Annotated in this window: 8 protein-coding genes; 5 read left to right on the plus strand and 3 right to left on the minus strand. The window is 74.2% G+C overall.

Annotated features, from left to right (window positions below):
• The first annotated feature begins 35 nt into the window (after window positions 1-35).
• Window positions 36-2,438 (plus strand): phosphoketolase family protein, encoded by a 2,403-nt coding sequence (locus tag GA0070564_RS22020; RefSeq protein ID WP_091611899.1) that lies wholly within the window; start codon window positions 36-38, stop codon window positions 2,436-2,438.
• Window positions 2,435-3,289 (plus strand): universal stress protein, encoded by an 855-nt coding sequence (locus GA0070564_RS22025; RefSeq protein ID WP_091611902.1) that lies wholly within the window; start codon window positions 2,435-2,437, stop codon window positions 3,287-3,289. The genes GA0070564_RS22020 and GA0070564_RS22025 overlap by 4 nt, the downstream gene beginning before the upstream one ends.
• Window positions 3,290-3,481: 192 nt before the next feature.
• On the opposite strand, the gene GA0070564_RS22030 is transcribed toward GA0070564_RS22025, so the two are convergent.
• Window positions 3,482-5,917, minus strand: coding sequence for a heavy metal translocating P-type ATPase (locus GA0070564_RS22030; RefSeq protein WP_425412512.1), 2,436 nt, complete (start codon window positions 5,915-5,917; stop codon window positions 3,482-3,484).
• Window positions 5,918-6,109: 192 nt separating this feature from the next.
• Between GA0070564_RS22030 and GA0070564_RS22035 the strand changes: the two genes are divergently transcribed.
• A complete protein-coding gene (locus GA0070564_RS22035) occupies window positions 6,110-7,120 on the plus strand; it encodes an Acg family FMN-binding oxidoreductase (protein WP_091611907.1) in 1,011 nt (336 codons plus the stop codon).
• 144 nt (window positions 7,121-7,264) lie between these two features.
• On the plus strand, window positions 7,265-8,890 hold the full coding sequence (locus tag GA0070564_RS22040) for a sensor histidine kinase (RefSeq protein ID WP_245670171.1): 1,626 nt from the start codon (window positions 7,265-7,267) through the stop codon (window positions 8,888-8,890).
• Window positions 8,891-8,929: 39 nt separating this feature from the next.
• Here GA0070564_RS22040 and GA0070564_RS22045 read toward each other — a convergent pair whose 3' ends face one another.
• The gene (locus GA0070564_RS22045) at window positions 8,930-9,571 is read right to left on the minus strand and encodes a response regulator (RefSeq protein ID WP_091611911.1); all 642 of its coding nucleotides are present in this window, start codon (window positions 9,569-9,571) and stop codon (window positions 8,930-8,932) included.
• A 186-nt stretch (window positions 9,572-9,757) separates the two neighbouring features.
• Between GA0070564_RS22045 and GA0070564_RS22050 the strand changes: the two genes are divergently transcribed.
• Window positions 9,758-10,732: an Acg family FMN-binding oxidoreductase gene (locus GA0070564_RS22050; protein WP_091612768.1), complete on the plus strand. Its 975-nt coding sequence runs from the start codon at window positions 9,758-9,760 to the stop codon at window positions 10,730-10,732.
• Between the two features lie 105 nt (window positions 10,733-10,837).
• Here the strand turns inward: GA0070564_RS22050 and GA0070564_RS22055 are convergent, their stop codons facing one another.
• Window positions 10,838-11,140 (minus strand): MafI2 family immunity protein, encoded by a 303-nt coding sequence (locus GA0070564_RS22055; protein WP_245670150.1) that lies wholly within the window; start codon window positions 11,138-11,140, stop codon window positions 10,838-10,840.
• Window position 11,141: the final 1 nt, after the last annotated feature.

Here is an 11,141-nt window from a genome sequence, read left to right on the forward strand (position 1 = left end):
GCAGAAAACCCCGACCCGCGAGAGGCTAATGCAGCATGGACACCGCTCTCGACCTGCACAGCCCCCTGACCGAAGACGAGCTGAGCCGGCTTGACGCCTACTGGCGCGCGGCGAACTACCTCACCGTCGGGCAGATCTATCTGCTCGACAACCCGCTGCTGCGGGAGCCGCTGCGCCCCGAGCACGTCAAGCCCCGACTGCTCGGCCACTGGGGCACCAGCCCCGGGCTGAACCTGCTCTACACGCACCTCAACCGGGTCATCGTCGACCGCGACCTGTCCGCCATCTTCGTCACCGGCCCCGGCCACGGCGGCCCCGCCCTGGTGGCCAACACCTGGCTGGAGGGCACGTACAGCGAGCTCTACCACTCGATCGGCCGGGACGAGACCGGCATGCAGCGGCTGTTCCGCCAGTTCTCCTTCCCCGGCGGCATCCCCAGCCACGTCGCACCGGAGGTGCCGGGCTCGATCCACGAGGGCGGCGAGCTCGGGTACGCGCTGAGCCACGCCTACGGCGCCGCCTTCGACAACCCGGACCTGCTGGTCGCCTGCGTCATCGGCGACGGCGAGGCGGAGACCGGGCCGCTGGCCGGCAGCTGGCTGTCCAACGTCTTCCTCAACCCGGCCCGCGACGGCGCGGTGCTGCCCATCCTGCACCTCAACGGCTACAAGATCGCCAACCCGACGGTGCTGGACCGGATCCCCGAGCAGGACCTGCTGGAGATGATGCGCGGCTTCGGCTACCAGCCGTACGTGGTGGCCGGCGACGAGCCGGAGAAGGTGCACCAGCTGCTCGCCGCCACCCTGGACCGGGCCTGCGACGAGATCGCCGCGATCCAGCGTCGGGCCCGTTCCGGCGAGACCGTCGAGCGTCCCCGCTGGCCGATGATCGTGCTGCGTACGCCGAAGGGCTGGACCGGGCCGAGCGTCGTCGACGGCAAGCAGGTGGAGGGGACGTTCCGCGCCCACCAGGTGCCGATCGCGGAGGTCCGCGACAACCCGGAGCACCTGGCCGAGTTGGAGCGCTGGCTGCGCAGCTACCGGCCGGAGGAGCTCTTCGACGCCACCGGCGCCCCGGTCGAGGAGCTGGTCACGCTCCCGCCCACCGGTGAGCGGCGGATGAGCGCCAACCCGGTGGCCAACGGCGGCCGGCTGCTGCGCGACCTGGACCTGCCCGACTTCTACGAGTACGCCGTCGACGTCAAGCAGCCGGGCGAGCCGGTGGCGGGCGCCACCGGCGTACTCGGTCAGTGGGTGCGCGACGTGATCGTCCGCAACCCGGAGACGTTCCGCCTCTTCGGCCCGGACGAGGTGGCCTCGAACCGGCTCGGCGCCGCCTTCGAGGTGACCGACCGGGCGTTCGTCGCCGGCCGGGAACCCGGTGACGACCACCTCTCCCCCGACGGCCGGGTGATGGAGGTGCTGTCGGAGCACCTCTGCGAGGGCTGGCTGGAGGGCTACCTGCTGACCGGCCGGCACGGCATCTTCACCAGCTACGAGGCGTTCATCCACATCGTCGACTCGATGGTCAACCAGCACGCGAAGTGGCTGAAGGTGACCCGGCACATCCCCTGGCGGGAGCCGATCGCGTCGCTGAACTACCTGCTCTCCAGCCACGTCTGGCGGCAGGACCACAACGGCTTCTCGCACCAGGACCCCGGCTTCATCGACCACGTGGTCAACAAGAAGGCCGAGGTGGTCCGGGTCTACCTGCCGCCGGACGGCAACACCCTGCTCTCCACGATGGACCACTGCCTGCGCAGCCGGCACTACATCAACGTGGTGGTGGCCGGGAAGCAGCCCGCCCCGAACTGGTTGACCATGGACGAGGCGGTGCAGCACTGCCGGCGCGGCCTGGGCATCTGGGACTGGGCCAGCACCGACGAGGGCAGCGAGCCGGACGTGGTGCTCGGCTGCGCCGGGGACGTGCCGACCCTGGAGGCCCTGGCCGCCGCGGACCTGCTCCGCCAGCACCTGCCGGAGCTGAAGGTCCGGGTGGTCAACGTGGTCGACCTGATGCGGCTGCAGCCGCCGTCGGAACACCCGCACGGCCTGCCGGACAACGAGTTCGACACCATCTTCACCCGAGACAAGCCGGTCATCTTCGCGTACCACGGCTACCCGTGGCTGATCCACCGGCTCACCTACCGCCGGGCCAACCACGACAACCTGCACGTGCGCGGCTACAAGGAGGAGGGCACCACCACCACCCCGTTCGACATGGTGATGCTCAACGACCTGGACCGGTTCCACCTGGTCATCGACGTCATCGACCGGGTGCCGGGGCTGGCCGCGCGCGCCGCCCACCTGCGCCAGGAGATGGTGGACGCCCGGCAGGCCTGCCGTGACTACACCCGCCGCCACGGCGAGGACGACCCGCGGGTGGCCGAGTGGCGCTGGATCCGGGAGACCGACCCGGCGCTGCGGAGCGGTCAGTGAGCTCCGACGAGATCCTGGTCGGCTACGACGGCTCCGCCGACGCCACGGTCGCCCTGGAGTGGGCGCTGGCCGAGGCGGGCCGCTCCGGCCGGCCGGTCCGGTTGGCGTACGTCTTCGAGTGGCTTACCGTGGCCGGTTGGGTCGGTCCCGGCATCGCGCCCGGCGTCTGGCCGGACGACACCGCCCGCCGCGAGGTCGAGGAGCTGGTACGCCGGGCGGCGGCGGACGCCGCCGCCGCCCACCCGGGGCGCACGGTGCACGGCGAGGTCTTCGACGGCCCGCCCGCGCTGGTGCTCCAGGAACGCTCCGCCGAAGCCGGCCTGCTGGTGCTCGGCAGTCGGGGGCACGGTGGCTTCGGCGGCCTGCTGGTCGGCTCGACCGCCGTGTCGGTGACCGCCCACGCGCACTGCCCGGTGGTGGTGGTCCGGGATTCCCGACCCGAGCCGGCCGGGCCGGTGGTGGTGGGCTTCGACGGGTCGGAGTCCGCGAAGCTGGCGCTCGGTTTCGCGGTGGAACGTGCGGCCCAGCGGGCCTGCCCGCTGCGGGTGCTCCGGGTCTCCCAGCCGGGCCGCCTCTCCACCGACGAGGCGGCGGCCACCCTCGCCGACGACCGGGCGGCCACCGAGGAGGCGGTCGCCCCGTGGCGGGAGACCTTCCCCGAGCTGGCGGTGACGGTCGACGTGACCGCCGGCAGCCCGGCGGCCGAGTTGGTCGAGGCGAGCCGCGCCGCCCAGTTGGTGGTCGTGGGCAGTCGGGGGCGGGGTGGGCTGCGCGGGATGCTGCTCGGTTCGGTGAGCCAGCAGCTGATCCAGCACGCCCACTGCCCGGTCGCGGTGGCCCGCGAACGCTGACCTTCGTCCGGGTGGGCCGGCGGACGCCAGGTGACGGTCGGATCGGCACCCGACGGATTCGCCCGGCAGCCGGCGCGTGAGTATTTCGAGCGTGATGACTCTGAGGAATACTTATGCCTGAGAGTCATCACGCTTGTCCGCCGATCCGCCTCCGTCCCGGACGCCGGGGCGGACGGTCGGCCGCGGCGGCGGTCAGCGGGCGGTGTCGGCGCCGTCGGAAGGGCTGAGTGAGAAGTAGTCCTCCTCCTCCTGCGCCAGGTGCAGGCGCAGGACCGCGTCCAGCCCGTAGAGGCTGGCCAGCAGATCCGGCACCTCCTCCGGTCGCAACCGGCCGTCGGCACCCGGCCGGCCCGCCTCGCCCGGCTGCGCCGCGTCGCCCGGGTGGTCGGCCAGGTGGCCGCCGATCCGGCCGATCAGGCGGCTGATCTCCACGTGGCCCCGGCTCATCGTCGAGGTGGCCTCCGCGCTGCCCAACGGCCCGGCCAGCGCCGGGTAGAGCTGGCGTTCCTCGGCGGCCTCGTGCGGCAGCACCTGCTCGGTGAGGCGGCGGTGCACCTCGCGCAGCGCCGGTACGCACTCCGGGGCGTCCGGGCGGGTCGCCACCAGGTCGGCGGTGTCCCGCAGCCGGGCCAGCACCTCCCGGACCGGGCCGTGCTGGCCGGCGTACCGGTCCAGCATGTCCCGGGTGGCCGGGGGCACGTCACGCCGGCTCAGACCACCGCCCAACGCCCGCAGCGCGTTGAGGATGACCAGCACGTCGATGCCCTCCTGGAGGAACGCGCCGGCCACCGGGGGCAGCCCGCCGGCGGCCGCGACCACCATCGCCACCACCGCCAGGCCCATCCCGACCGTGGCGGATTGGACGGCGATGCGGCGGGCGTACCGGGCGATCTCCACGGCGTCGGCGAGCCGGTCCAGCCGGTCGACGGTGAGCACCGCGTCGGCCACGTCCGCCGAGGCGGTCGCCCCGGTGGCGCCCATCGCCACCCCGACGTGCGCCTCGGCCAGCGCCGGCGCGTCGTTCACCCCGTCGCCGACCATCACGGTGACCGCCCGACCCGACTCGTCCCGGACCCGGGCCACCTTCCGCTCCGGCGAGCACTGCGCCACCACGTCGTCCACGCCCACCGCCCGGGCCACCTGCTCGGCCGTGCGGGGACGGTCACCGGTGACCATGACCAGGCGGTCCAGCCCCGCCTCGCGCAGCCGACGCACGGTACGGCGGGCGTCCGGGCGGACCGGATCCTCCAGCAGGATCGCCCCGAGCGGCCCCCGCTCGTCGCTGACCCAGACCGTGGACAGCCCGGCCGTCTCGGCCCGGCGCCGGGTCCGGGCGGCCCACTCCGGCAGGTCACCGGAGAGCTGTCCGACCGCGACCACCCGGCCGTCCACCCGCCCGCGTACGCCCCGGCCCGGCTCCTCGGTCACCTCGGTCGGCTCACCCAGGCGCAGCCCCTGCTCGCGGGCCTGCCGGACCAGCGCGGCAGCCAGCACGTGCGGGGAGAGCTGCTCCACCGAGGCGGCCAGCCGCAGCACCTCGTCCCGGTCGCCGCCGGGCGGCACCACGGTCTCCGCGGCGCGCGGCCGGCCCGCGGTGAGGGTGCCGGTCTTGTCCATCATCAGCGTCCGGGCCCGGCCGAGCAGTTCCAGCGATCCACCGTCGCGGACCAGCACCCCGCGCCGGGCCACCCGGGACAGCCCGGAGACGATCGCGATGGGCGTGGCCAGCAGCAGCGGGCAGGGGGTGGCCACCACCAGCACCGCCACCGCCCGGACGAACTGCCCGGTCAGCAGCCAGGCCAGGCCGGCCAGCACCAGCGTGAACGGCACGAACGCGGCGGCGTACCGGTCGGCCATCCGGACCATCGGGGCCTTGTGGGCCGTCGCCTCCTCGGCCAGCCGGACGATCCCGGCGTACGTGCTCTCGGCCGCACCGCGCACCGCGCGCAGCCCGAAGCCGGCGCCGGCGTTCACCACGCCGCTGGCCACCGACTCCCCCGCCGCCCGGCTCACCAGCTGCGACTCGCCGGTCACCACCGACTCGTCCAGGGTGGCCGGCTCCTCCACGGTGCCGTCGACCGGCACCACGTCACCGGGGCCCACCACCAGGCGGTCGCCGACCGCGACCCGGTCCAGCGGCACCACCTCGATCCCGCCGTCGGCGGTCCGCCGGCGGGCCTGCCGGGGCGCCCGCTCCAGCAGGGCACGCAGATCGCGGGTCGCCCGGCGCTGGGCGTACGCCTCCAGCGACCGTCCGGTCGCCACCATCACCGCGATCACCGCGCCGGCCAGGTACTCGCGGACGACCAGCGCGCCGGCCAGCGCCAGCACGGCGATCACGTCCACCCCGAACTGGCGCTGCCACAGCTGTCGCAGCACCGCCCAGGTGGCGGGGAGCAGGGCGACCAGGGTGACCGCGGCCCAGACCAGGTCGGCGGCGCCGCGCAGCCCGGCCAGCCACAGCGCCGCGCCGGCCAGCGCGGCCACGGTCAGCAGGATCAGCGGCGCCCATTCGACGGCCCCTGGCCGCCGCGCGTCGGCGGACCCGCCGAACCGGCGACGCAGCCGGCTCAGCCGGCGCCGGGCGACCGGCCGCTCCGGCAGGCACTCCCGCGGTTCGGTTCCCACCTGCGGATCGTCCCAGTGCCGGAGGGCGTCGGACAGGGCAACCCGGGTATTCCGGCGGGCCGAAGGGCCCGGTGGACCGGGGCGTGCGTACCGTGCGGCCGGAGGGGGCATGCCAGAGGATGGAGCGGCATCCCCGCCCGCGGTGGCATCCGGGTGGGGCACGATGGGGACGAACACGGAAAGGTCGTGACGATGAGCCACGAGACGCCGGCTACGGACCGCCCGCTGACCACCGCGCTCGCGGAGGCCGCCGCGATGGCCGGGCACGCCCCGTCGGTGCACAACACCCAACCCTGGAGCTGGCGGGTGCTGCCCGACGCCCTGGAGCTGCGGATGGCCCGGGCCCGGCAGCTGAGCGCCAGCGACCCCGAGGGGCGGCTGCTGGCGCTGAGCTGCGGGGCCGCCCTGCACCACGCCCGGCTGGCGCTGGCCGCCGAGGGCTGGGTGCCGGTGGTGGAGCGACTGCCCGACGCGGGCGACCCGGAGCTGTTGGCCCGGCTGACCAGCATGCGGCACCCGGGCGCCGACCCGCAGGCCATGCACCTGGTGCAGTGCATGCAGGTCCGGCACACCGACCGCCGGCCGGTCAGCGACGAGCAGGTGCCGACCGCCGCGATCGGTGAGATCACCCGGGCCGCCACCGCCGAGGGCGCCCGGTTGCAGATCCTCGACTCCGACCAGGTGATGGAGCTGGCCGCCGCGGCCTCCCACGCCGGCACGGTGGAGGCCGAGGATCCGCAGCTGCGCGAGGAGCTGGCGTACTGGACCAGCCGCGCCGGCACCGGCACCGGCCTGCCGCCGGAGGTCCTGCCCGAGCAGGCGCCGCAGACCACCGTGCCGGGCCGGGACTTCGGCCGCGCCGGCAGCCTGCCGATCGGTCCCGGCCACGACCGGGCGGCCGTGTACGCGCTGCTCTACGGCGACGAGGACGAGCCGGACAGCTGGCTGCGGGCCGGTGAGGCGCTCTCCGCCGCGTGGTTGACCGCCACCCGGCTCGGGGTGTCGATGGTGCCGCTGAGCGGGGTGGTGGAGGTCGAGGGCACCCGGCAGACCCTGCGCGGCGTGCTGGCCGGGATGGGTCACCCGTTCCTGGTGCTCCGCCTGGGGATCGCCGACCCGGCGACCGCCGGCCCCGCGCACACCCCGCGGCTCCCTACCGAGCAGGTGGTGGACACCTCGGCGGTGGACGGCCGGCAAGGGTAGCGGGGCTTATGCCGGCCGGGCCGCAGGGCTAGCATCGGCGGCGTGACCAGCAGCGCACCGCGACCGCGTCAGGACTCCCCGGTGACACCCTCACTGGGGCTCAGCCCGCTGTCACGGGTCCGCCTCGACGAGCTGCTCCAGGAGATGCTGGACCGGGTCGGCGAGGTGGTCACCAGCCGGGAGCGGCTGCGCGCCCTGCTCGACGCGGTGGTGGTGATCGGTTCCGACCTCGACCTGCGCAGCACCCTGCAACGGATCGTCGGATCGGCGTGCGAGCTGGTCGGCGCCCGCTACGGCGCCCTCGGGGTGATCGGCCCCGACCGGCTGCTGCACGACTTCATCGTGCACGGCATCGAGCCGGAGCTGCACGCGCGGATCGGCGACCTGCCGCACGGGCGGGGCGTGCTCGGCCTGCTCATCGACGAGCCCCGGCCGCTACGCATGCCGGACATCACCCACCACCCGAAGTCGTACGGCTTCCCGCCGCACCACCCGCCGATGCACAGCTTCCTCGGCGTGCCGGTCCGCATCCGCGACCAGGTCTTCGGCAACCTCTACCTGGCCGAGAAGCAGGGCGCCCCGGAGTTCAGCGAGGACGACGAGGAGATCGTGGTGGCGCTGGCCGCCGCGGCCGGTGTGGCGATCGAGAACGCCCGCCTCTACGCGGAGGCCCACCGCCGGGAACGCTGGCTGGCGGCCACCGCCGAGATCACCTCGGTGCTGCTCGGCGAGGTGCGGCGTACCGACGCGTTGACGTTGGTGGCCCGCCGGGCCCGGGAGGTCGCCGAGGCGGAGCTGGCCCTGGTGCTGCTCTACGACGAGGAGGCCGGGCAGTTCACCGTGGAGGTGGTCGACGGCGCCGACGCGCGGGCCCGCGAGCTGGTCGGCGCGGTGCTGCCGGCGGGCGAGACGAGCTTCACCGTCGCGGTCACCGAGCGCCGGCACGACCTGGTCGAGGATCTGGCGCACGCCGCGCCGTGGCCGGTGCCGGTGGTCGCCGGGCCGGCGGTGGTCTCCCCGCTCGCCGCGGCCGACACCCTGCACGGCGTGCTGGTTATCGCGCACCGGCCGGACGCCGGCCGCGCCACCGACGGCGACGTGGCGCTGCTGGGCAGCTTCGCCGGCCAGGCGGCGCTGGCCATGGAGCGGGCCCGCGGGCAGGAGGAGCGGGAGCTGCTGGTGGTCCTGGAGGACCGCGAGCGGATCGCCCGGGACCTGCACGACGTGGTGATCCAGCGGCTCTTCGCCACCGGCCTCCAGCTGCAGAGCGGGGCGATGAACGCCCGCCCCGAGGTGGCCAAGCGGATCAACGCGGCGGTCGACGACCTGGACGCCACCATCCGGGACATCCGCCGCACCATCTTCGAGCTGCGTACGCCGATGAGCGCGGCGCTGCGTACCGAGATCCGGGAGGCGATCGAGGCGGCCACCGAGACGCTGGGGCACCGGCCGGAGCTGGAGCTGCTCGGCCCGATCGACAGCGCCGTCCCGGACGTGCTCCGCCCGGAGCTGACCGCCGTGCTGCGCGAGGCGCTGTCCAACGCGGCCCGCCACGCCAACGCCGACCGGGTGGAGGTGGCGGTACGCGTCGACGCCGGCTGGGTGACCGTCCAGGTCACCGACGACGGGGTGGGTTGCGACCCGGCGGCGGCCCGCAGTGGCCTGGTCAACCTGCGGGAGCGGGCCGAACGCCTCGGTGGCGAGTTCCAGTTGGACCGGGTGCACCCGCACGGCACCCGGGTGCGGTGGAGCGTCCCGCTGCGGGACTGAGCCGCCCGCCTGGCCGGCCCGCCCGGTGGCGGGCGAGGCTCAGTGGGACGTCTTGCCGAGCAGCCGGGTGGCCAGCACCGCGGCCTGGGTACGCCGTTCCAGGCCGAGCTTGGCCAGCACGCTGGAGACGTAGTTCTTCACCGTCTTCTCGGCGAGGAACATCTTTCCGGCGATCTCCCGGTTGGTCAGCCCCTCGGCGACGTACTCCAGGATCCGCCGTTCCTGCTCGGTGAGGGTCTTGAGCTCGCGCGGCTGCTCGACGCCGCTGCGGATGCGTTCCAGCACCCGGGTGGTGATCGCCGGGTCGAGCAGGGACTGCCCGGCCGCCACCCGGTGGACCGCGTCGACCAGGTCGGTGCCGCGGATCTGCTTGAGCACGTACCCGGCGGCGCCGGCCATGATCGCCGCGAAGAGCGCCTCGTCGTCCTCGTACGAGGTGAGGATGAGGCCCTTGATCGAGGAGTCCACGGCGCGGATGTCCCGGCAGACGTCGATGCCGTTTCCGTCGGGCAGCCGGGCGTCGAGGATCGCCACGTCCGGGCGGAGCGCGGGGATCCGGCGGGCGGCCTCCTGCGCGGAGCCGGACTCGCCGACCACCTCGATGTCGCCGCTGCTGGTGAGCAGGTCGGCAAGGCCACGGCGGACGACCTCGTGGTCGTCGAGCAGGAACACCCGGATCATCCCTCGTTTCTACCCGGTCGGGCCGCCCGGTGCACGGGCCGAAGGTCCCGTCCAGGGCGCGCCGGGGCGGGAAGGGTTGCCCGGCCGGTCGGGACGTCCGGCCCTGCCCGGGGGCGCGTCGGCTGACGCACCGTGGGGATGGACCTACCGGGGGGCGGCACGACCTGGCACGGAAGGAGCATGATGATGGACACCGGCTTCACCGTCGCGCAGCTGCGGGCCGTCGTGACCGACGCCGTCCGCGCGCCGTCGCTGCACAACAGCCAGCCGTGGCGGTTCCGGCTGCACGACGGGGGGATCGAGCTATCCGTCGATCCGACCCGACGGCTGCCGGCGACCGACCCGAGCGGCTGGGGCACCCGGATCGCCTGCGGGGCGGCGCTGTTCAACCTGCGGCTGGCCCTCGCGGTGGCCGGCGCCCCGGCCTCGGTGCGGCTGCGGCCGTACCCGACGGAGCCGGACGTGATCGCCCGGCTGGTGCCGGACCTGCCGCGTCGGCCGACGCCGGCCGAGCAGAGCCTGCACGCGGCGATCCCGCGCCGGTTCAGCAACCGGGCGCCGTTCTGGCCCGACCCGGTCCCCGCCGACGCCCGCTGGCGGCTCGGCGAGGCGGCCCGGGCGGAGCAGGGCTGGCTGGAGCTGCTGATCGGGGTGAGCGCGGTCAACGCCTTCGCCGAGATCGCCCGCAGCGCCAACCGGGTGCTGGAACGCGACCCCGGCTACCGGACGGAGCTGGCCGAGTGGGTGCGGACCGAGCCGGCACCGGACGGGGTGCCGGTCGCCGCGGGCGGCCCGCAGAGCGAGCCGCAGGACCTGCTGCCGGCCCGGGGCTTCGGCGGTCGCAACCGCGCGCCGGGGCGGGACTTCGAGCCGGAGCCGCTGGTGGCGGTGCTCGGCTCGGCGGGGAACACGGCGACCGACCAGATCGTGGCCGGGCAGGCGTTGCAGCGGGTGCTGTTGACGGCGACGGACGCCGGGCTGGGGGTGTCGATGATGTCCCAGCCGATCGAGGTGCCGGGGGCCCGGGAGGCGCTGCGGCTGTCGCTGGGACGGTTCGGGACGCCGCAGATGGTGATGCGGATCGGGTACGGCCAGCCGGGGCGGCCGACGCCGCGGCGCGGTGTCGAGGACGTGCTGGACCTGCCGGTTTCGCATGGGTGAGCCGCGGTCCGTCGGAGGCGGGCCGATGGTCTGTGCGGCGGCTGGCCGGCGAACAGTTCGCCGGCCAGCCGTACTGCCACTACAGGTTGCCCCTCGTGTCGATCCTCACTCTTCCTTCGCCACATAGACACGCCGACCAGAGCTTCCTGGCCAACCGGAATTGGGTTCTCCCACGAAGACCGAGGACTCTATTTCTATTTGACCGTCCTGGAGAGCCGCCAGCTCGAATACGAGGTCCTCCACATCCTCCTCGACCTGCGCATTCCGCTCATGGACGGCGACATGAAGGATCACTCGATCCAGCCTCAGTTCAACCGAGATGGCTCGCATTTCTCTCGAAATCAACCCGAGCGCAGCCTGGACGACATCGAGCACCAGCCTGTTCTCCCGTACCAGATCGGGTTTCACC

Origin of the sequence: Micromonospora mirobrigensis (assembly GCF_900091555.1) — a bacterium.
GTDB classification, from domain to species: Bacteria; Actinomycetota; Actinomycetes; order Mycobacteriales; family Micromonosporaceae; genus Micromonospora; species Micromonospora mirobrigensis.